Source organism: Sanguibacteroides justesenii, from assembly GCF_003204205.1.
GTDB classification, from domain to species: Bacteria; Bacteroidota; Bacteroidia; order Bacteroidales; family Marinifilaceae; genus Gabonibacter; species Gabonibacter massiliensis.
On the sequence record NZ_QJPL01000003.1, the window covers coordinates 282,527 to 304,515 of the forward strand.

A 21,989-nucleotide genomic window follows, 5' to 3' on the forward strand; every position below is an offset into this window, starting at 1 on the left:
CTAATTCTTGTCTTGCATTTGAAATCGGAAAGAGCTATCCCGGCATTTGGGGATAGCTCTTCGTACGGTTCGAAAAGGGTTCATCACTATTCGTCGGCTTCCTCTTCGTGGTATGCCTTAAGCAGCTCTTCCTGGATCTCTCCCGGAACTTTTTCATAACCGGAGAAACTCATCGTGAAGGTTGCACGACCACCGGTAATAGAGCTTAAAGCGGTTGAATAGCGTTGCATCTCTTTCAGGGGTACTTTTGCCATTAGCTTCTGAAATCCCGAATCGGCTTCCATTCCCATGATAATAGCCCGACGTGTTTGTAAATCTCCCATTACGTCGCCCATGCAATCATCCGGCACGAGGACCTCGACATCATAGATCGGTTCCAATATCTTGGGATTAGCCTGTTTGAAGGCCGTGCTGAAAGCGTTACGTCCGGCTAATTTGAACGAGATTTCATTGGAATCCACGGGATGCATTTTCCCGTCGTATACACATACCCGAATATCGCGGGCATAGGATCCGGTTAGCGGACCTTCTTCCATTTTTTCCATAATACCTTTCAAGATAGCAGGCATAAAGCGGGCCTCGATAACACCTCCGACAATACAGTTGTAAAATACGAGTTTCCCCCCCCACGGTAAATCTACTTCTTCCTTGTCTTTAATCGACATTTTGGTGTCGACATTATTGATCTTGTAAGATACCGGATCTGGCATTCCTTCGGTATAGGGTTCAATGACCAGGTGAACCTCTCCGAATTGTCCGGCTCCTCCGGATTGTTTTTTATGCCGATAATCGGCGTACGAGTATTTGGTGATGGTCTCCCGGTAAGGTATTTTGGGGGGGATGAATTCAATTTCGATTTTATCGTTATGTTCGATACGCCATTTCATGGTGTTCAGATGGAATTCTCCCTGTCCGGAGATAATCATCTGTTTTAATTCTTTCGAATACTCCACGTTGAAAGTGGGGTCTTCCTGGTGGATCCGTTGTAAAACCTCTGCCAGTTTTTCATCGTCGCTGTTATTGACGGCTTTTACTGCCGTCCTGAAGCGCGGGTTCGGATAAACGATTCGGGCGAATTGGTAATCGCAGTCTTTTGTGTTTAACGTATCCCCGTTTCCTGTATTTTTCAATTTCACGGTTGCCCCGATGTCGCCGGCCATCAGTTCGGTCACCTTTGTCCGGTTCTTTCCGGCGACGACGTAGAGTTGGGATATACGTTCTTTCGTGTCTGTATTTACGTTGTAAAGGTCGTCTCCTTCGTGGATGGTACCGGAAGCTACCTTGAAGTAGATAACTTCGCCCAAATGCGGCTCGACGGTGGTGTTAAACATGTAAAGAGAGGTCGGGCCTTTCTCGTCATAAGGAACTGCGACACCCTCTACCGTAACGGACGGAGGCATTTCATTGGCTTTCGGAGCGACGTTGATAAGGAATTCCATGAATCGGCGTACACACATGTCTTTTTCAGCAGATACGCAGAATACGGGGAACATGTCGCGGTTTACCAAGCCCTTCCGGATGCCTGAGCGCATCTCGTCTTCTGTCAGGCTGCCCTTTTCGAAAAATAATTCCATCAGGTTTTCGTCATTTTCTGCGGCGGCCTCGATCAGTGCGTTGTGTAATTCGTTGGCTTTTTCTTCTTCTTCCGCGGGAATGGGAAGTACGTCCGGTTTTCCTCCTTCAGGTTTCCATTGATACATCTCCATCTTTAACACATCAATGACTTTATTGAAACCGGTACCTTGGTTTACCGGGTATTGAACCAGAACGACTTTAGAACCGAAAGCGGCTTTGGCTTGTTCCACCGTATGTTCGAAATTGGATTTTTCGTGATCTAATTGATTGATAACAAAAATCAATGGCTTGTTGAGTTTTTTGGCATGACGGCTAATGATTTCCGTTCCGACCTCGACACCTCTTACGGCATTTATGACCATTACCCCGGCGTCGACAACATTTAGCGCAGAGATAACTCCACCGACAAAGTCGTCAGCACCCGGAGTGTCTATGAAATTGAGCTTGTGCTCTTTCCATTCCGTGTATAGCACGGCAGGAAATACGGATGAACCGTATTCTTGCTCTACCGGACGATAGTCGGATGAGGTGTTTTTGGCACTAACGCTACCTCTGCGCGGGATGACCCCGCCTTCATACATCATGGCTTCTGCCAACGTGGTCTTGCCCGAACCGGAGCTACCCACTAAGGCAATGTTCTTAATTTCGTTTGGTTTATAGGTTTTCATTGTAATACCCTTAAAGTTAATATTTATATTACAAATAATCTCATAAAGATTCAACGATCACAAAGTAGTAAAGTTTTTATTAAAATACAATAGTTAATGTCATTCTTGGTGAAAATAGTATGTAATGTGAGAGGAATGCTATATTTTTGTCAGGAAAACATGACAAAAATAATTTGGCGTGTTTTTTGTATGTCATTAGTAGAATCAAAATTTTAAATGTATATGACAGAAACAGCGATGAGACCCGATATTTGGATTTGGGTAATATTTATTGGATTTACTTTGTTAAGCTGGTTGATTAGCCAGCAATTGAAAAGCAGATTTAAAAAATATTCGAATATTCCCACGGCGAATGGAATGACGGGAAAAGATGTAGTTGAGAAAATGTTACGGGATAATGGGATACAAGGGGTGAAGATCGGGAGTGTTGAAGGACAGCTGACCGATCATTATAATCCCGCGGATAAGACCATTAACCTGAGTAAGGAGGTTTACTATGGAGCCAATATTGCTGCCGCTGCCGTTGCCGCACATGAATGCGGTCATGCTTTACAGCATGCGAAGGCTTATCAAATGTTGAAATTGCGTTCTTCTTTGGTACCTGTTGTCAGCTTTGCCTCTCATTGGGTACAATGGATTTTGTTGGCCGGTATATTGATGGTAAATACTTTTCCCAGTTTATTGTTGATTGGCATCTGTTTGTTTGCCACGATCACTCTATTTAGTTTTGTCACCCTACCCGTGGAGATCGATGCCAGTCACAGGGCTTTGGTGTGGTTACGTTCCTCGGGAATTACCGATAACCAAACTCAGGGATATGCTTTCGATGCGTTGAAGTGGGCAGCTTATACCTATGTGATAGCTGCTTTATCCTCTTTAGCTACCTTACTCTATTACGTCATGATTTATTTGGGACGTAGAAATTAAAATAAATAAAGTCGGCTGATTTTAGCCGACTTTATTATTTAAAGACTTCAACTCGTCCGGTCTTTGACATTAAAAAATAATTTATGACTTACGATCGGATTCCTGATCTTGAATTTTAAAATCTACAATCGTCGATCTTTTTTAATCACCCAATCATTAAATTAGTAATTATATTTAATCTACAATTGGAACGCTTTACGGATTGTCTCCACATAATCTAATTTTTCCCACGTGAATAGTTCTACTTCTTTCTCGATCGTCGGCCAATAGTTCGAGGAGTATGTTTTTTTTACCATACGGGGTGTACGTCCCATATGACCGTAACTTGCGGTTTCCAAATATATCGGGTTGCGGAGTTTCAAACGCTCTTCTATGGCTTTCGGGCGCAGATCGAAAATCTCTTCTATTTTCCGGGCAATGTCGGAGTCGTTCAAATTTATTTTTGCTGTTCCGTAAGTATTCACGAAGATACCGACTGGTTTGGCTATGCCGATGGCGTAAGAGATCTGGATCAGAATTTCGTCGGCAATTCCGGCGGCAACCATATTTTTAGCGATGTGGCGAGCGGCGTAGGCTGCAGAACGGTCTACCTTGGATGGATCTTTTCCCGAAAAGGCACCTCCCCCGTGTGCACCTTTACCTCCGTAGGTGTCTACAATGATTTTTCTTCCGGTAACGCCGGTATCTCCATGAGGACCCCCGATTACGAATTTTCCGGTCGGATTGACATGTAAAATTAGATTTTCATCGAAAAGAGCTTGTACCCGCTCCGGCAATTGAGCTTTCACTCTCGGTAAAAGGACGTGAATGATATCCTGCCGGATTTGGTCAACCATTTCTGCATCTGCGGTTAATTGCGCTTCAAGTGTTTGTTTTTCGGGATGAATAAATTCGTCATGCTGGGTGGAAATCACGATCGTGTGAATCCGTAACGGTTTATTATTGTCTCCGTATTCGATGGTTACTTGCGATTTGGAATCGGGACGAAGGTAAGTCATTTTCTCCTTTTCTTTCCGAATCCGTGCCAACTCGTATAATAAAAGGTGTGATAATTCTAAAGACAAAGGCATATAGTTGTCTGTTTCGTTACAGGCATACCCGAACATCATGCCTTGATCTCCGGCCCCTTGTTCCATCGGATCCTCTCTTACCACTCCCCGGTTGATGTCGGGTGATTGTTCATGAATGGCACTTAGTACGCCACAACTGTTTCCGTCAAACATGTACTCGCTTTTCGTGTAACCGATGCGGTTGATCACATCGCGGGCGATTTGTTGGACGTCTACGTAGGTGTTGGTTTTTATCTCTCCGGCAATGACGGTTTGTCCTGTTGTGACTAACGTCTCGCAGGCTACTTTCGCATTGGGGTCGAAGGCGATGATCTTGTCGAGAATCGCATCTGAGATCTGATCGGCCACCTTATCCGGATGGCCTTCGGATACGGATTCTGAAGTAAATAAATATCCCATACTGATTATAAGTTAATTTTTTGATTAAATCATTTTTACCAAGAGAATTCGTGATTTAGCGATTCCGAGATGGCTAATCTCTCAATTACATAATCTTTTAATCTCTTAATCGTCAACGGAAAGTACATGGATGGTTGAATCAGAATCGGTTTGCGTTTTAGCACTTTTTTTCCGTGGTTGCAATCAGCCAAATCTTTCCACTTTTTTCGGAGACAAAGATATGGAATTTATTCGGAAGAAATCTTGCTTTACAAGATAAATAATCAAAATAAATGTATCGTTTGAGTACAAAATATAAGGATATTCGAATGACGGATCACTTTCTTAAGATAAATTCGGAAATCTATATCTGTATCGCGTGTTACTTTTTGCGTTCTATCTCCCGTAGGTTTTCCATCTTTTTCTTTTGTAAAAAGCCGTGGATATCTTCTAAATGTTCTTTGACCCGTTTATTCCCGAATTCGTATACTTTTTTCACTAATCCGCTTAAAAAATCCCGGTCGTGTGATACGACAATCAGGGTTCCGTCAAAATCGATCAAGGCGTTTTTTAAAATATCTTTGGTTTTTAAATCCAAATGGTTGGTCGGCTCATCCAAAATCAACAGATTCACCGGCGATAGAAGGAGTTTAATCATGGCTAAACGGGTTCTTTCCCCTCCTGATAAGACTTTGACCCTTTTGTCGATATCGTCGCCGCTAAACATAAAAGCCCCCAATAAATCTTTGATCTTGCTTTTTAGTTCGCTTGGTGTAACGTCGTCTACGGTTTGATAGACCGTCAGGCTTTCATCCAATAACGAGGCTTGATTTTGGGCGAAATAACCGATTTGTACGTTATGTCCGAGGTTTAGCTTTCCCGTGTAGTCGTCAATTTCTCCCATAATACATTTTACCAGCGTGGACTTTCCCTCTCCGTTGCGTCCGACAAAAGCGACTTTCTCCCCTCGCTCGATAGTGAAATGCGCCCCCTCGAATACCGCGTGATCTCCGTAACTTTTAGACAAATCCTGAACAATAACCGGATAATTACCGGAACGGGGTGCGGGTGGAAATTTTAATCTTAAGGCTGAGGTATCCTCCTCATCTACTTCTAAAATTTCTAATTTTTCTAACATCTTCACCCTGGACTGAACCTGTAATGTTTTGGAATAAGTTCCTTTAAAACGTTCGATAAACTCTTTTGTTTCGGCAATCATTTTCTGTTGTTCGTCATAAGCTTTTTGTTGCTGTATACGCCTCTCTTGTCGCAGAATGAGATATTGCGAGTAATTTACCTTGTAATCGTATATCCGCCCCATGGTGACTTCTATGGTTCGGGTGGTGATATTGTCGACGAAAGTCCGGTCGTGTGAAATAACAACGACCGCTTTTCCGTTATTGATAAGAAACTCTTCCAACCATTGAATGGAATCGATGTCCAGGTGGTTGGTTGGTTCGTCTAATAAAAGCACGTCCGGATTTTTCAGTAGCATTTTAGCCAATTCGATGCGCATTCTCCATCCTCCGCTGAAATCACCGGTCGGGCGGTCGAAATCTTCCCGCTGGAAGCCCAATCCGAGAAGGATTTTTTCAACGTCGGCCTCGTAGTGAGTAGCATCGATACTGTAATATTTTTCACTTAACGTGGAGACCTCCTCTATTAACTTGTAATACTCCGGAGAGTCATAGTCTGTTCTTTCGGTTAGTTGTCGATTAAGCTCTTCTATTCGTTTCTCCATGGCGAAAAGGTGGGCGAAAGCCTGAGAGGTTTCTTCGAATACGGATCGGCTGTTCTCGGTCATTAGGTGCTGAGGCAGATAGGCTATAACCGTGTCTTTGGGTATGGAAATATTACCCCGGTTGGGTTGCCGTTCTCCCGCGAGTATTTTCAACAGGGTCGATTTGCCCGCCCCGTTTTTTCCCATTAGGGCAATTCGATCTTTCTCGTTAATGACAAATGATATATCCTTGAATAAAGCTCTGTCTCCAAATTCTACCGTCAATCCGTCTACTGAAATCATACATTAAAGTTAAAAATACCTGAACAGATTATTAAGCGTCGAATAATTTTCTATTTAACGCTTGTTTTTAATTGCGGTGCGAAGATAGAATAAATTATCTGTTTGGCAAGGTTATCCGTTTGTAGAATAGTCTAAAGAACGAAGCGGTTTAGTAATTTCTCTTTTTCGCGATGAGGTCGTTTTAAGAAATATTATAGAAATTGAATTGTGATCTTTGGATTATTAACTATTTTTGCTCTAAAGATGCTTTATCCAAAACGATTAAAAATGGGTGTGTTAAAAATTCAGGAACGGGTAGAAATAAGACAATTGTACCGCGATTATTATGAGCCATTGGTGTTGTGGGCGGATACGATTGTGAAAGATATGAGTTTGGCGGAGGATGTCGTGCAGGAATTTTTTATTCGTTTGTGGGAAAAAAGGTTATACGAGCATTTAAGACAGGAATATTTAAAGTCTTACCTGTATACTTCCGTACGGAATTTAGCTTTGCGGAAATTGCAAAACAAAAAGAAAATAGAGAATTTACCTGATATTGCGCTCGTGGAGAGAGTGTGGGAGGAGGTTGATCATACGCATGACGAACTCATCAAGCGTGTTATGGATGAGATTCAAAAACTCCCCCCCAGAAGCAGAGAGATACTGGAGTGCGTCCATCTGAAAAATATGAAATATGCCGAGGTAGCGGAAGAGATGGGAGTCTCCGTTTCCACGGTTAAAACGTTATTGGTTCGTTGCGTGAAATCTTTACGTCAATCTGTAGAAGGAAGTATATTACTGTTTTATATTTGCGTGGTTAACAAGGTTAAATACACTGTCGTTTCCAGGAAATAATCAAAAAATAATCTTATACCGGTCTTAGAACAAGTGGTCTTTGCTAAATAATGGCAAAGGCTATTTTTATTTTATGATAATTTTTTTCATAAAAAATATAATTCGTTGTCAACCGTTTTAAAGAGTCATGTCTATTATTAATAAAATAATAAAAATAGGATATGAAAGAAGAGGATTGGGATATAAAATTATTGGATTACATCACCGGAGAGGTAATTGATGAAAAAGAGAGGCGGAAGATCGAGTTATGGATCGCCGAGAACGATAAGAATCGAGCCTATTTTGAGCAGATACAAATCGATTATCTGAGGCAACGCTGGTTCTTCCGGAGTAAATTGATCTGTCGTAAAGAGCCCTTGAAGCTCCGTTCGAGAAGAAGGCATTTGGTATATATTACTTCTGTAGCCGCTTCTCTGTTATTGTTAGCGGGCTTCTTTGTGTTACGGAACGGGGAGGAGAGAGTTCCGGTTATGAAGGGCTATGCCGGAGAGATGATCACCCCTGGAACTTTTAAGGCGAAACTGCTTCTCTCTTCCGGGCAGGAGGTGGTATTGACGAAAGGGAAGGGCGAGATTAGGGAGCAGGCGAAGGTGCGGGTATTGACCAATGAGTCGGGGGAGTTGGTTTATCAACCGCAAGAAGATACTCTTCAAGAGGAGGTGTACAATACTCTTTCGGTGGAACGGGGATGCGAATATAAAGTAAACTTCTCGGATGGTTCTGTCGCCTGGGTAAACTCGGCCACAGAGATAGAGTATCCTATTGTTTTCCTGGGGGATAAAAGGGTGGTTAAGCTAAAAGGAGAAGCTTATTTTCAGATTAAATCCGACGCTCAAAAGCCTTTTGTCGTTTTGGCCGATGGTGTGGAGGTGAAAGTAACGGGCACGGAGTTCAACGTGAATACCCATTGGCATAACTCGGTGGAAACGGTATTGGTGAAAGGCGAAGTTTACGTGAAAAAGGATAGTATGGAATTACAAATGAGACCTTCGCAACGGGTGGTTTACGATCCGTCCAAAAATGAAATGTACAAGGAGGATGTGAATGTTGAGAAATATATCGCTTGGAAAAACGGGGATTTTATATTCAGTGAAGAGCGATTGGAGGATATCATGGATAAACTCTCTTTGTGGTATGATTGTCATGTCTTTTTCAAAAATCAGGCATTGAAAGAGGAGCGTCTGTCCGGAGATATGAAAAAATACGGTAAGATAGAAGAGTTGCTTCACTTCTTTGAGAGCAGTATGGATGTGAAATTTAAAATAGAGGGAAAAACCATTATAGTTGAAAATAAATAAAAAACGGAAGGATCGGCCAATCCTTCCGTTTGTAGCAACATTATCGACGATGATAATGCTCATTAATAATCTAAATTACAAATTTATGAAAAAAAATGAAGATCGTAAAGAAAATTTACGGCCCAATCAGAAAATCTTTAAAGTCATGAAAATCACTTTATTTCTGATGTTTGTGCTCATGTTCCAAGTGAAAGGAGAAATTTTTTCTCAAAACCAGCGTGTCAACCTGGATTTGGAGAATTGTAGCGTGGAAGAGTTTTTTAAAGAGATTAGAAAACAGACGGGAGTTCGCTTTATGTACAAGAGCGAATACGTGAAAAAAATGTCTCGTTTCGATGTCAAAGCAAAAAACAGGGAATTGAAAGAATTGTTGGATGACGTGTTCAAGGGTTCCGGGCTGATGTGCTTATTTGAAGAGAATGTTATCGTGTTGGTGAAGCAAAATACGGTGGAACTCCAGCAGAAAGAAGGGAAGAAGATAAAAGGAAGGGTCATCGATAAAAAAGGGGCTCCCATGGTCGGGGCGACTGTCCTTATAAAAGGGACAACAAGAGGGGTTATGGTCGATACTGCCGGTCGTTTTTCACTTGTATTGCCGGATATACCCGATATGACGCTTGTATTTCGTTTTATCGGGATGGAAACCAAAGAGATAAAATTGAAGGATATTAAGGATGAAGAGGTTTTAGCCGGAAAGAAAGATTACGTGGTGACCTTGGTTGAATCGGTAGAGAGTCTGGATGACGTGGTGGTTACCGGATATGCCAATGTCAGGAAAGAGTCTTACACGGGAACGGCTATTCGAGTCGAGGGTAAGGATATATTGAAAGTGGCCAATCGTAATATTATTTCGACTCTTCAGGTTTTCGATCCCTCTTTTCGTATCATGGAAAATAATGTTATGGGATCCAATCCGAATGCTATTCCGGAATTTTATATCCGGGGACAGTCCGGTATCGGTAATTTGAACCTTTCGGATATCAGTGAGACCAGAACGAAGAATAATCCGAACCTGCCTATTTTTATATTGGACGGATTGGATGTAAGTGTGGAGAAAATCTATGATATGGACCCGAATCGGATTCATAGTATCACGATATTGAAAGACGCCGCGGCTACGGCTGTATACGGATCGCGTGCTTCTAACGGTGTGGTTGTTATCGAAACGGTAGCCCCGAAAGCCGGAAAATTTAATATTACCTATAATTTGACGGGAACCATTACGGCCCCCGACCTTTCCAGCTATGATTATTTCGATGCGGCTGAAAAGTTGGAAGTGGAGAAATTAGCCGGTTATTATGAGATCAACCCGCCCAATAAGGGGATTCGTCAGGTGTATTCCGAGCTGATAAAGAAACAAATGGCTTTGGCCAAAGGAGTGAATACCGATTGGTTGGCTTTACCTTTACGTGTGGGATACAATCATAAACACAGTGTGGCCATTGACGGCGGTAACGATAATATCCGTTATGGGATCAATCTTTTTTATGACCAGCAAAAGGGAGTAATGAAGAAAGATTTACGTAGCCGGCTCGGGACGGAATTGCGTATCGATTATCGATTGTCCAATCTGAATGTAATTAATAGGATTTCTTTTAATAAGGTACTTGCCAAAAATTCGCCTTACGGTACTTTTTCCGATTATGTAAATCAATTGCCGTATAATGAATTGTATGATGAGTTTGGAAACTATCTTTATAAATTCAACACCTGGCATAGCGGTTCCATTTATGTTAACCCGATGTACGAGGGAGCGGAAACGAAGAACTTCGGCAAGACGACCACGGAAGAGTTCTCCGATAACCTGTTGATAGACTGGTATCTGAACGAGCATCTGAACATTAAGGCTCAAATCGGCTTTACCCGGACGACCACTTCCGGAAAAAACTTTACCGATCCGGCTTCCGGTAAATATTTTAGCGGTTCGGATGATACTCCGAAAGGAAGTCTGTCGACCTCGGAAGGGAAAGCTTTCGACTGGACGACTAATTTGCAGGTACTTTATAACCGTTCTATCGGTGTTAATCATATCAGCGGTTCCATCGGTATAAATACGACCGAGAAATATTACTCTTCCGTGGGTATCAACTACAGGGGATTCCCTTCGGGAAGTTTAAACTCGATCATGTATGCCCAGGAGATCGTGGGGAAACCTTCAGAGTCGGACAATCATACTCGTTTGGCCGGGGCTTTTGTCCGTTTGAATTATTCTTATAACGATATCTATCTGTTTGACGGGTCTTTGCGTTTTGACGGCTCCTCCGAGTTCGGTTCGGACAAAAAATTTGCGCCTTTCTATTCGGCAGGTTTCGGGGTGAACTTTCATAATTATAAATTTTTAAAGGGAAATCCGGTGTTGACGCAACTAAAATTGACCGGAACTTTCGGTCAGACGGGTAAATTGGATTTTGAACCTTACGCCGCGAAGGATGTTTATGAAATTTTCTCCGAAAATTGGTATGCTACCGGGATGGGAGTCAAGTTGATGGCGTTGGGAAATTCCGATTTGAAGTGGGAAAAGAAAAACAGTTACGACCTGAAGTTGGAGGTAGATCTTTATAACGGGTTGTTTTATGCACAGTTCGGTTATTATAATGCGGTTACAAATGATATGATTACGCGAATAGCCGTACCTTCCTCTTTCGGATTTACCTCGTATTACGATAATATGGGCAAGGTGGAAAATATCGGTTATGAACTGAATATTAAGTCTAATCTCGTTCGGACGAGGGATTGGTTCGTGGGGGTATATGGGAATATGGCACATAATAAAAATAAGATTTTGAAGATCGCCAACTCGTTGAAACGTTATAACGATATGGTGGATGACTATTATTCTGATTACAGGGGATATGATGCGAAATACGCGAAACCTTTTACCAAATACGAGGAGGGCGGATCAACAACCTCTATTTACGGAATGAAATCTTTGGGGATAGATCCTTCCAGCGGACAAGAAGTTTTCGTGAGAAAAGACGGGACCATCACGTACGAGTGGGAGGCCAACGAACAGCAGATATTAGGGAATACCTTACCGGATATACAGGGGGCATTCGGAATAAATCTCCAGTGGAAAACCTTGAGCCTTTTTGCCAGTTTTATGTATGAATTCGGGGGACAGGCTTATAACGAGACCATTCCTACCCGCATAGAGAGCGTGGATTTATATAACTACAATGCGGATCGGCGCGTGCTCACGGATAGATGGATAAATATAGGAGATATTACCCCGTTGAAAGATATTGCCGATCGAACGAATTACTCTCGTCCGACGTCCCGTTTCGTTCAAGATAATAATTTGTTGAAATTTAATTCTTTAAGTGTTGCGTGGACCGTGACGGAAGGATTCGTGAAAAAATTGAGGATGAGTCAGTTTAAATTGCAATTCACGATGAACGACGTGGCTTATTGGTCGACCGTAAAGCAGGAACGGGGAACCAGCTATCCTTTTGCCAGGAATTTTGATTTTACCTTAGGTATAAGTTTCTAACTTTAAAATAGAATACGATGAGAAAAGGTTTTATAATATTATGCATACAGATAGGTTTATTCTGCTCTTGTAATAGTTGGCTTGAATTGGAGCCGGCGAACCAAATCAGTAAGGATAAACTCTTTTCGGATGAAGCGGGATTTCAGAATGCCTTGAACGGGATTTATCAGAAGTGTGCGGAGACAAGCTTGTATGGAAAAAATCTGAGTTGGGGAGCTTTAAGCGTAATCGGACAGAATTACAATTTAGACTTGATCTATGATAATAATGACGCTTACATGGGTGAGTATGAATACGAGTCTTCCTATGGATTGACCCTGATTGATAATATCTGGTCGGGGCTTTATAATGCTATCGCTAACTGTAATTTGTTGTTGAACGAGCTCTCTTCAGCCTCACCCTCTTCGTTCACGTTGGATACGGTGGCTAAAAATTTGATCATGGGGGAAGCTTATGCTTTGCGGGCATTTTGTCATTTGGATTTGATCCGTCTGTTTGCACCTGCTCCGGCAAGAAACGATCAGGCGGCCCTGGTCCCTTATCATGAGGCCTATCCTTCTGTTATAACGGTACCTTTGAAAACGAAAGATGCAATCGATAAAGTGATTGAAGATTTATTGAAAGCAAAAGATCTGGTAGCTTATCACGATACGCTTTATAATAAAACGAGTATGGCTTATAAGATGGCAGCCCGGTTTCAGGGACAGTATACGCCGAAAGGAGGTTCTTTTTATAATAAAAGAGGCTATCGTTTGAATTATTGTGCGATCGTCGGCTTATTGGCCCGAGCCTATATTTACAAAGGAGATGTCGATAACGCTTTGTTTTACGCTAAACATTTTTATGATCGTTTCTATAACGGGAATAAATGGTTTACTTTCAATTCGTCATACGATTATACGACTTCTTTAAATTACAAGCAAAAGAAATACCTTGAGGAGTGTTTGTTTGCTTTCTACAATGGTAATTTACTTCAGACGGTAGAGAGTTATTGTGCCGTGGGAAGTTATCCGAGCTCTTTGCAATTGGCTGATTATGACGGAATATTTGCAGAGGATATGGATGATTATCGCTCTAATCTTGTAAGTAATGACGACGAACATAATATTTATAAATATCGCCGGGTGGATAATTACCAACGGGATGGCGTGGAAGGAAAAGCTATTCCAGTGATACGCCTGAGTGAAATATATTATATTTTAATGGAGTGTAATTTTTTGAAAGGAAATAAAACGGAATGTTTGCGTTTGCTGAAGGAGTTCCGGGATAAGAAAGGATGTAAACGTCAAATCTCTTCTGTTAGTGATATCGGGAGTTTATATGATATTTTAATAAACGATGCCCGTCGGGAATTCGTGGGAGAGGGACAGCTTTTCTTTATGTACAAACGTTTGAATCGAAATATTTTGGTCGAAAACGGAGAGATTACGGCTTCCGAAGAACGAATGACATTTAAGGTGCCCGATAGTCAGAATTTTTATTAATAAAATGGTGATATTATGAAAAAATACGTATATCTGTTACTGTTTCTTATTGGTGCGGTAAGTTGTAATAAAGACGATATAAAAGTATATCGGTCGGATAGTTATATCTCTTTTGCCAATAAAGAGAAAGACACGGTAATCGTCTCCTTCTTTATGTTAGGAAATTTGAGCGAGTGTGAATGGCCGATAGAGATAAGGCATACCGGAATTCCTAAAGAAGAGAACCAGGAGTTTACGGTTACTGTAGTCAATGAAAAGACGACTTTAAAAGACGGATTTTATAGTTTGCCGACGGTAACGTCCTTTCAACCGATGAGTAAATTGGATACCTTTTACGTGAAGTTGACCAACTATCCTGAATTGACAACCACGAATGCTTATCTCTGCTTGGAACTAAAAGAGAATGCCGTGTTTAAATTAGGAGATCGGGATTATCGTCGTATTTATTTAAAAGTGAATGATAATGTGGCGAAGCCGGATTGGTGGAACAATCGGGTGGTGAACTATTATCTGGGAACGTATTCCGACACGAAGTTCAGGAAATTAGTGGAAGTTGTTCAACCGGATCTGTCCAACCCGAGTGAGGACTGGATTCGTTCCTGGGCACTCGAGTTCAAGAGTTGGCTGGATGCGAATCCTATCCCAGATGAAAACGGAGATCCGATGACTGTACCTGTAAGAATTTAATTTAAAATAGAATGAATATGAAGAATATAAAAATATTTTGCATGCTTGTGGTCAGCGCTCTGTTGCTTTTTTCCTGCTTTGAGGACGACGGTAATTATGACTATAAGGATATTGAAACACATAAAATAACCATTCGCTATCCGGTATACGGGATTACGGTATATCAGGGAGAACCGGTTGTATTTTCCCCGTCGTTGTCTTTTGCCAATCAGGAACAGAAGGAGTCCGGGGATACCAATATGTACAAATGGTCTTACCATTTCGATTATCTTGGATGCGTATGTACCGAACGGAATATGAACATGGTTTTGGAAGACGCGGAGGTCGGCAAGAGTTACGAGGGAATTGTAATGGCTGAGGATACGTTGACAGGGGCTATTTACACTCAGAATATTTCGTTTACTTATAAAAGCCGCTATACGGTCGGTTGGATTATTTTATCCGATGACGGGGGAAAGAGCAAGTTGAATTTGGTAAGGATTCAGAATGAACAATGGTACACGGATAAAGATATTTACCGGGCCATTCATGACAAGGAGCTGGGAACGCGGCCTGTTGGATTGATCGGAAATCGTTCGGGAAGAAATGATGTGCGGGTTTTGCAGGAAGGAGCAGAGGGAAATATCATTTTGGAAGGAGCCAATTATCAAAAAATCGGAACTATTGCCGACGAGTTTGTGGGAGGAAAATACCCGGAGGGGTTTGTTCCGAAATCGATGGCCGTATCCGGAGGAAATGTGGCTGCCATACAGGGAGAAAACGGGGAGGTGTTCACGAAGACATTCGATAGTTGGTCGGGAACGCCTTATGCATTTGCCTTGTTTGCAAATGTTCCGTTGCAATCGAATAAACAGAAATTGAACGTGCCTTTTCTGTTGTCTGCTTCTCAAGGAACATCGACATATAATCTTATGTTATACGATGAAACATTCCATGCATTCTTTATGCTTTACGGGGCTTCTTTTTATGATGCGGGAAGGTTGTATAAATTGAAAGCTCCGGGAGATTGGGACGGAACAAAAGGCCCCTCTCCCGATAACCTGAGTAATTACGAGATGGTATATTGCCAGATGAAAAACGCTTCTTATTATGATCAGGATATTTGTGCCATTTTGAAACATAAAACGAACGGGGAGCTGTATTTCTATACATTTGAATATTCGTCGTCTAATTCCAATGTAGTTGTAAAAAATATTGTTTACACGCGGATACCAGCCGTATCCGCTGCCTTAATGGGTGAAAATACCAAATACCACGCGTTGAGGGGACGTTTCTATATGTTTTTTGTTTCGGAAACGGATCCTTCCGTGCTCTATTATTATGATTTGAAAACCAACAAGCATGCGCCGTTTAAAACGTTTAGTGGACGCAAGATTGTTGCACTCGAGTCAAATTATAGTAACAATACTCATGTCGGAGTCGGTTTGGATAACGGGGAGTTCTTCTTGCTGAACGTGGAAGACGAGGTGTTGGTGAGCGGGACGGAAGAAGATAAGGTGATTTACGGTACGAAAGTCGATGGGAAAGTGGTTGATTTGTTTTATAAACAGTATTGATATTCGTCGTTTCCCGGATTCGAGCCGCAAAGGTTTTGCGGAAGAAATTCTCATCCTTCCGGGTGTTGTACCTGATCGGTTTGGATTCGGGAAAGGATAAATAAACCCAGGGGTAAATTATTAAAAGGGAATATGGTGATGAAATAGTGTTCACCATGCTGCCGGGCAGATCGAGTCTTTGCCCGGCAGTTTTATTTTTACCGGTACGAATGCCGTGCGGACATCGAACAAAAATGAATAATCCACGTAATATAGAAGGTTATTTAATTAAAATTTATAAGATGACACAAATTTCAGATATCGGGTTGATCGGTTTAGCAGTCATGGGGGAGAATTTGGCGCTAAATTTAGAGCATAAAGGGTATACCGTTTCCGTGTATAACCGGATTCATCCCGGACAAAAAAGTGCTGTCGCCCGTTTCTTGGAGGGGCGAGGAAAAGAGAAACATTTTGTGGGGACTTATACGATACAGCAATTGGTGGAGTCGTTAAGATTACCCCGGAAGATTATGTTAATGGTAAAAGCCGGAGAACCCGTGGATGAACTGATCGGGCAATTAGTGCCCTATCTGAGTCCCGGGGATGTCATTATCGACGGGGGGAACTCTGATTTTAAAGATACGGCAAGGCGCGTTAAAATGTTGGAGGAAAAAGGGTTGTATTTCGTGGGTAGCGGTATCTCCGGGGGAGAAGAGGGTGCTTTGAACGGACCTTCTATTATGCCGGGCGGATCGGAAACGGCCTGGCCTTTGGTGAAAGATATCCTTCAGACGATTGCGGCTAAATTAGACGACGGTTCTCCCTGTTGCGAGTGGATCGGAAGCGGAGGAGCAGGGCATTTCGTGAAGATGGTACATAACGGTATCGAGTATGCCGATATGCAACTGATAGCGGAAACCTACTCGATCTTAAGAAGACGGACCGGTAAAAATAACGATGAGATAGGTCAAATTTTCGAGGAATGGAACCGGGGTGAACTGAACAGTTATCTGATAGAGATTACAGCCAATATACTGCATTTCCGGGATGCGAACGGTCAATATTTGTTGGATTCCATATTGGATGTGGCCGGACAAAAGGGAACCGGGAAATGGAGCGTTATGTCGGCTTTGGATGAGGCGAATCCCCTGACATCCGTGGCAGAGGCTGTTTTCACCCGCTTCATGTCCATGAGGCTCGAGGAGCGGGAAAAAGCTTCTGTGCTTTATCCCACGGAAGAGACCGGCGATCTGGTGGCTTCCGCTACGATCAATGATTCCGGGATCGAGGCGGTAAAAGAGGCTCTTTACGCGGCTAAATTGATCTCCTATTCTCAGGGTTTTTCTTTGATGAAGCGGGCTTCCGTGCGTTATGGTTGGGATTTGGATTTTGGAGCGATAGCTAAAATATGGCGTAAAGGATGTATCATCCGTTCTGCTTTTTTAGAACGGATTACCCGGGCTTATCATCGCGATTCTACCTTGGATAACCTGTTGTTCGATACTTTTTTTCAGGATAAGATTCAATTGACCCTTCCTGCCTTGAGGGGTGTTGTGGCGGACGGCGTGTTTAACGGAATCGCCTTGCCTTGTTTCTCTTCTGCCTTGAGTTATTTCGACGGATTGAGAACACTCCGTTCTCCGGCCAACCTGATTCAGGCTCAAAGGGATTATTTCGGGGCTCATACCTACGAGCGTACGGATACCGAACGGGGACGTTTTTTCCACACGGATTGGACGGGAGAAGGAGGGGAAACGGCTTCCGGAACTTATAATGCATAGTAATCATGATGAAAAAAATAGAGAATCAAATTTTAATCATATTCGGGGCGTCGGGCGACCTGACCAAGCGTATGCTATTGCCCTCTTTGTTCGAACTTTTCGTTCGCGGATTATTACCGGAACGGTTTCTGATATTGGGGACAGCCCGTTCTTCTTTCACGGATGGGAGTTTCCGTGCGCATATAAAAGAAAAGTTAAGGGAATTCGTAAAGGAGAAAGAGAAGATAGATGATTTTTTACCCCTGTTGTTTTATCAGGTTTTTGATCCGGAGGGCAATACGGACGAATTGAGCGAACGGGTCATGCAATTACGTCAACAATACGATATTCCGGATCATACCATCTATTATTTGGCAACCCCTCCCTCTTCCTATGATTCGATTACCCGCTATCTGCGCGAAAGTCGATTGATGCGTTCGAAGAACGGATGGCGGCGTATTGTGGTAGAGAAACCTTTCGGGATTAGTTTGCCTTCAGCCCGAGAGTTGAATCGTTGTGTTAATTCCGTTTTTTCTGAAAATGAGATTTACCGGATCGACCATTTTCTGGGAAAAGAGACCGTCCAGAATATATTGGTTTTACGTTTTGCGAATGAGACCTTCGAGGCCCTGTGGAATCGCAATTATATCGATCACGTGGAGATTTCAGCTCTCGAAACCATCGGTATCGAGGGACGGGGCAAATCCTACGAGGGGGTCGGGGCCTTACGGGATATGATCCAGAATCATCTGATGCAGCTGTTGGCTTTTGTGGCTATGGAACCTCCTGCCACGATCGACGCGGAAGCTATACGCGACGAAACGGAAAAGGTGATCCGGGCTCTTCGACCGATGACGGATAACGAGGTGGCGGAAAATGTTGTCCGGGCTCAATATACGGCCGGGACGGTGCGGGGGGAAGCGGTTGCGGGCTATCGGGAAGAAAAAAACGTGGCTGCCGATTCGGATACGGAAACCTTTGTCGGTATCAAATTTTTTATAGATAACAGGCGATGGAGTGATGTCCCGTTCTATTTTTTCACGGGGAAGCGATTAAAAGAGAAAAAATCGGAAGTCATTATCCATTTCAAATCTGCCCCGCATAAACTTTTTAAGGGTGAGTGTCCCGGAAACTCCTGCAATCAATTGGTTTTACGTATTAACCCCGATGAGGGAATCAGGATGAAATTCGGATTGAAGATTCCGGGTGCCGGATTTGAGGTCGAGCAGGTGGCTATGGATTTTAGTTATGCTTCTCTTTGCAAGGAGTATATTCCGGGAGCTTACGAACGCCTGCTGTTGGATGCGATGTCGGGTGACTCCATGTTGTATACCCGGAATGATGCCCTCGAAGCCAGCTGGCGGTTTATCGATCCTATCGTGAACTGTTGGGAAAAACACCGGAACGAAGGTCTGTTGTATTATGCCGCGGGAGAAAACGGACCGGATTTGGGAGAGAAATGGAATGTCTCCTCTCTGGATCCTACTGTAAACCAGAAAAAGTGTACGCGATAGATATGGAAGAATTAACGTTGACGACCCCCTCCATCCTGTTTTCGGCGATATCGCTGATTATGTTGGCTTATACCAACCGTTTTCTGGCTTACGCCCAGGTGATACGAAACCTGAAGGTGGAGCATGAGAAACATCCTACTCCAATGACGCAGCGACAACTGGATAACCTGAAAAAGCGACTTTATATGTCTCGTTCCATGCAGATTTACGGGGTAATCAGTCTTCTCCTTTGCGTGTTATGCACTTTTTTTATTTATATAGGTCTTCAACTGACAGCGGTATACGTGTTCGGAATAGCCTTGCTGCTGTTGGTTATCTCCCTAAGCATATCGGTACGGGAAATACTGATCTCGGTAAAAGCATTGGAATTTCATTTGGATAACCTGACTCCCGGTTCCCCCGAAGGAAATTCGTAATTTTCCGAAATGATACGTATGCTGCGTTTATTGTAAAAGAAGTCTTGTCATTTTGGATAAACTTCTTGTTGAAGGTTGAATGTTTTTGTTTTATGCGTTAGAAAACAGTTTTTGATTATCGATTAATTTTTTCTTCTTTCCCACCCCAAATGTTTTTTCCGTCGACCGAAATTTCTTGTGGCTTGTAAATTTGCGGTTTGTAGAGAATCTCCTCGTCTTGTATAAACTTGCCGTTGTCATCAATATGGTAGTGGGAATCTATCCGTTGAGCCTCGAAAGGAGGGGTATCCGGACGAAAATACACGGGTGTTTCCGAGAGTGGTTTTAACCAATACACGGTTACCTTAAAGTCGCTGTCCAAACGGTATCGTTTTGTGAATGTGAAATTGTCAAATGAGCCTCCAACGGCTACGTCTAATGTGTCTATGATTTGATAATTATCGTTTAATGTCATAAGTAAATGGCGATAATTTTCTCCCATATCAATCCATAAATCTAATAAGATGAAATTTTTATTTCCCGTTTCAAAACGTTTGAAAATGGAACAAGTCACATCATCATATAGGATCTGTTTTTTTAGTCCTAAATCTGTATAAACATGGAAGGATAATTTCGAATTAAGTTCGGAATTAACGGCGAATCCCGGTAGTGAACGTCTTGATAAAGTCGTCAATTCAAAAGGTAGTGAAATTATCTCGGTTTTGTCCACTTTATTTTTTAGTGATGTCGTTTCACCAGAAAATCCTATTAGTAAGGCGATTAAAAATAATATGCTTTTCATATCTGTAGTTTTTGATTGTTTTAGAGTGATATTGTTTCATTTAAATAGAGTCCGTCGTTAGGACGAACCTGAGTGACATCATATATTTTTTCTTTACCGACTCCAGCCGTAGAATCTTGGAATGAGGAATCTGTTGGGTTGTAGTATAAACGATTTTCTACTATACTACAAGCTGCTGCCGCATAATCGCATATAGGAATCGACACGGTTTCTGATCTCATTTTCCCATTTATTGTCTTGACAGGAAAGAAGAAAAATGACACTTAGACAAAAGAAAAGGAGTGATTTTTTCAAAGGGCATATTTTTAGTTTACACAATACCCCTCATATCCTTAATTTTACAAAGTTATAATTTATATATTATATTACAAATAATATGTAAAATTTAATTCGATTTTTGATGTTTAAAAGAAGGTTGTTTCTATGCCGTACAATTTCGTCGGATCGAAATCGGTTTTGTACCTTTTCTTCCGAATTTCAACGTTTATTTCGTGAGAATTGTCGTTTCGTATTTTTAAATAATCTAAGATTTGGATGGGATTTTAACGGTTAAAAACAATCCCGGAAATTACAAATTCGATTTCCGGGATCAGGTCATTTTGAATGATATATAGCCTTATAATTTTCTTCCTTCAAAAGTATTGGATTTTTCCGATGGTACGAGATTGCCGTTTAAGATAAGGGTGTTGGAATGGAAGGAGGGCAGTATGGTGGCAGAAGCTTTGTTGTTGCCGACGAGGGAGATGTTCACGTAAGCCGATATGCCTAATCCCTGCACGTAAAAACTGTATGAAACCCTTCCTTTTTTATCCGTGCTCATTTTTATATCGGAAACTTTTCCTTCCACGGTTACTCCTCCCAAGCCGTTTTGAAGCGGACGTCCGGTAACGAAACTAACCTGTACGGTAGCTCGGTCTCCCGACATAGAGATGAAGTTAGTGGAAGGGGTTACGCTTATTGTTCGTCCTTTTTTAAAGGTTAATGTTTGAGCCTCGAGAACGAAATCCTGTTTCTTCAGTGCATCGATAGCTGTTTGGAATAATTTTTCATCTTCTTTTTGCCGGGCGAGCTTACGTTCTTCCCGCGTCATTTTTCTTTTTTCTTTGGCCGTTGTTCTCTCCTGTGCCGTCAGTGGGGTTACGCTTGCTAATAAGATAGCCATCATGAACCAGGTAAGTATTTTATTCATCTTGTCGGAGTTTAAATGTTTGTTACTAATCTCTTGTGATCATTTAACGAAAACTGAAATAAAAAGGTTTTCCTTGTATACAGAATGTCAAAATGACAGGTGTAACGGAAGAGTTCCAGTAAATAGATTTTGCTGAAAGATTGTAAAGAATAGGTTGTATGATTTTTTTATATGTGTGATTGTCTGTATGTTGTCATTTATCTTTATTTGTCGATTGTGTTATTTTAATAATGGAATTGTATAAAATAAATTAATAATTCTGATGTAATGTATTAATGGTTTATTTTTGGCTTTTTTTATGTAAGAGTGTATGTGAAATGTAAAATAGACAATGTGATTGAAATAGATACTGATAATTAA

At 41.9% G+C, this 21,989-nt stretch carries 15 protein-coding genes; 10 read left to right on the forward strand and 5 right to left on the reverse strand.

Annotation, left to right across the window (positions count from 1 at the left end):
- Positions 1-86: 86 nt before the first annotated feature.
- Positions 87-2,243, reverse strand: coding sequence for an elongation factor G (locus tag DMB45_RS06435; RefSeq protein WP_041502837.1), 2,157 nt, complete (start codon positions 2,241-2,243; stop codon positions 87-89).
- Between the two features lie 222 nt (positions 2,244-2,465).
- Here DMB45_RS06435 and DMB45_RS06440 point away from each other — a divergent pair, with 222 nt between their 5' ends.
- Positions 2,466-3,170, forward strand: a complete 705-nt coding sequence (locus tag DMB45_RS06440) for a zinc metallopeptidase (protein ID WP_082027575.1) — start codon at positions 2,466-2,468, stop codon at positions 3,168-3,170.
- A 179-nt stretch (positions 3,171-3,349) separates the two neighbouring features.
- Here the strand turns inward: DMB45_RS06440 and metK are convergent, their stop codons facing one another.
- Positions 3,350-4,639 carry a methionine adenosyltransferase gene (gene metK / locus DMB45_RS06445; protein ID WP_041502838.1) on the reverse strand — a complete coding sequence of 430 codons (1,290 nt, stop codon included), beginning with the start codon at positions 4,637-4,639 and terminating at the stop codon, positions 3,350-3,352.
- A 361-nt stretch (positions 4,640-5,000) separates the two neighbouring features.
- Positions 5,001-6,641: an ABC-F family ATP-binding cassette domain-containing protein gene (locus DMB45_RS06450; protein WP_041502839.1), complete on the reverse strand. Its 1,641-nt coding sequence runs from the start codon at positions 6,639-6,641 to the stop codon at positions 5,001-5,003.
- A gap of 267 nt (positions 6,642-6,908) precedes the next feature.
- Between DMB45_RS06450 and DMB45_RS06455 the strand changes: the two genes are divergently transcribed.
- The 9 genes from DMB45_RS06455 to DMB45_RS06495 all read left to right on the forward strand — a co-directional run bounded on the left by DMB45_RS06455 (position 6,909) and on the right by DMB45_RS06495 (position 19,659).
- A complete protein-coding gene (locus DMB45_RS06455; RefSeq protein WP_052634466.1) occupies positions 6,909-7,475 on the forward strand; it encodes an RNA polymerase sigma factor in 567 nt (188 codons plus the stop codon).
- Positions 7,476-7,636: 161 nt separating this feature from the next.
- The gene (locus tag DMB45_RS06460) at positions 7,637-8,773 is read left to right on the forward strand and encodes a FecR family protein (protein WP_041505543.1); all 1,137 of its coding nucleotides are present in this window, start codon (positions 7,637-7,639) and stop codon (positions 8,771-8,773) included.
- Between the two features lie 85 nt (positions 8,774-8,858).
- Positions 8,859-12,263 carry a SusC/RagA family TonB-linked outer membrane protein gene (locus tag DMB45_RS06465; protein ID WP_181416497.1) on the forward strand — a complete coding sequence of 1,135 codons (3,405 nt, stop codon included), beginning with the start codon at positions 8,859-8,861 and terminating at the stop codon, positions 12,261-12,263.
- A 17-nt stretch (positions 12,264-12,280) separates the two neighbouring features.
- Positions 12,281-13,747 carry a RagB/SusD family nutrient uptake outer membrane protein gene (locus tag DMB45_RS06470; protein WP_110688584.1) on the forward strand — a complete coding sequence of 489 codons (1,467 nt, stop codon included), beginning with the start codon at positions 12,281-12,283 and terminating at the stop codon, positions 13,745-13,747.
- 15 nt (positions 13,748-13,762) lie between these two features.
- Positions 13,763-14,434, forward strand: coding sequence for a DUF4843 domain-containing protein (locus tag DMB45_RS06475; RefSeq protein WP_041502843.1), 672 nt, complete (start codon positions 13,763-13,765; stop codon positions 14,432-14,434).
- 17 nt (positions 14,435-14,451) lie between these two features.
- Positions 14,452-15,990 carry a PKD-like family lipoprotein gene (locus tag DMB45_RS06480; RefSeq protein ID WP_181416498.1) on the forward strand — a complete coding sequence of 513 codons (1,539 nt, stop codon included), beginning with the start codon at positions 14,452-14,454 and terminating at the stop codon, positions 15,988-15,990.
- 281 nt (positions 15,991-16,271) lie between these two features.
- The gene (gnd, locus tag DMB45_RS06485) at positions 16,272-17,750 is read left to right on the forward strand and encodes a decarboxylating NADP(+)-dependent phosphogluconate dehydrogenase (RefSeq protein WP_237143282.1); all 1,479 of its coding nucleotides are present in this window, start codon (positions 16,272-16,274) and stop codon (positions 17,748-17,750) included.
- Between the two features lie 8 nt (positions 17,751-17,758).
- The gene (gene zwf / locus DMB45_RS06490; RefSeq protein WP_110688602.1) at positions 17,759-19,243 is read left to right on the forward strand and encodes a glucose-6-phosphate dehydrogenase; all 1,485 of its coding nucleotides are present in this window, start codon (positions 17,759-17,761) and stop codon (positions 19,241-19,243) included.
- A gap of 2 nt (positions 19,244-19,245) precedes the next feature.
- Positions 19,246-19,659, forward strand: coding sequence for a DUF2721 domain-containing protein (locus tag DMB45_RS06495; protein WP_041502845.1), 414 nt, complete (start codon positions 19,246-19,248; stop codon positions 19,657-19,659).
- A gap of 115 nt (positions 19,660-19,774) precedes the next feature.
- On the opposite strand, the gene DMB45_RS06500 is transcribed toward DMB45_RS06495, so the two are convergent.
- Positions 19,775-20,440, reverse strand: coding sequence for a hypothetical protein (locus DMB45_RS06500; protein WP_110688587.1), 666 nt, complete (start codon positions 20,438-20,440; stop codon positions 19,775-19,777).
- A 616-nt stretch (positions 20,441-21,056) separates the two neighbouring features.
- Complete coding sequence (locus DMB45_RS06505) at positions 21,057-21,629, reverse strand: DUF4251 domain-containing protein (RefSeq protein ID WP_041502847.1); 573 nt, start codon at positions 21,627-21,629, stop codon at positions 21,057-21,059.
- Positions 21,630-21,989 lie beyond the last annotated feature (360 nt).

Excerpts from the sequence above, each read along its gene's own strand:
- DMB45_RS06435 (WP_041502837.1), bottom strand. The coding sequence starts at position 2,243 with ATGAAAACCTATAAACCAAACGAAATTAAGAACATTGCCTTAGTGGGT.
- DMB45_RS06440 (WP_082027575.1), top strand. The coding sequence starts at position 2,466 with ATGACAGAAACAGCGATGAGACCCGATATTTGGATTTGGGTAATATTT.
- metK (WP_041502838.1), bottom strand. The coding sequence starts at position 4,639 with ATGGGATATTTATTTACTTCAGAATCCGTATCCGAAGGCCATCCGGAT.
- DMB45_RS06450 (WP_041502839.1), bottom strand. The coding sequence starts at position 6,641 with ATGATTTCAGTAGACGGATTGACGGTAGAATTTGGAGACAGAGCTTTA.
- DMB45_RS06455 (WP_052634466.1), top strand. The coding sequence starts at position 6,909 with ATGGGTGTGTTAAAAATTCAGGAACGGGTAGAAATAAGACAATTGTAC.
- DMB45_RS06460 (WP_041505543.1), top strand. The coding sequence starts at position 7,637 with ATGAAAGAAGAGGATTGGGATATAAAATTATTGGATTACATCACCGGA.
- DMB45_RS06465 (WP_181416497.1), top strand. The coding sequence starts at position 8,859 with ATGAAAAAAAATGAAGATCGTAAAGAAAATTTACGGCCCAATCAGAAA.
- DMB45_RS06470 (WP_110688584.1), top strand. The coding sequence starts at position 12,281 with ATGAGAAAAGGTTTTATAATATTATGCATACAGATAGGTTTATTCTGC.
- DMB45_RS06475 (WP_041502843.1), top strand. The coding sequence starts at position 13,763 with ATGAAAAAATACGTATATCTGTTACTGTTTCTTATTGGTGCGGTAAGT.
- DMB45_RS06480 (WP_181416498.1), top strand. The coding sequence starts at position 14,452 with ATGAAGAATATAAAAATATTTTGCATGCTTGTGGTCAGCGCTCTGTTG.
- gnd (WP_237143282.1), top strand. The coding sequence starts at position 16,272 with ATGACACAAATTTCAGATATCGGGTTGATCGGTTTAGCAGTCATGGGG.
- zwf (WP_110688602.1), top strand. The coding sequence starts at position 17,759 with ATGAAAAAAATAGAGAATCAAATTTTAATCATATTCGGGGCGTCGGGC.
- DMB45_RS06495 (WP_041502845.1), top strand. The coding sequence starts at position 19,246 with ATGGAAGAATTAACGTTGACGACCCCCTCCATCCTGTTTTCGGCGATA.
- DMB45_RS06500 (WP_110688587.1), bottom strand. The coding sequence starts at position 20,440 with ATGAAAAGCATATTATTTTTAATCGCCTTACTAATAGGATTTTCTGGT.
- DMB45_RS06505 (WP_041502847.1), bottom strand. The coding sequence starts at position 21,629 with ATGAATAAAATACTTACCTGGTTCATGATGGCTATCTTATTAGCAAGC.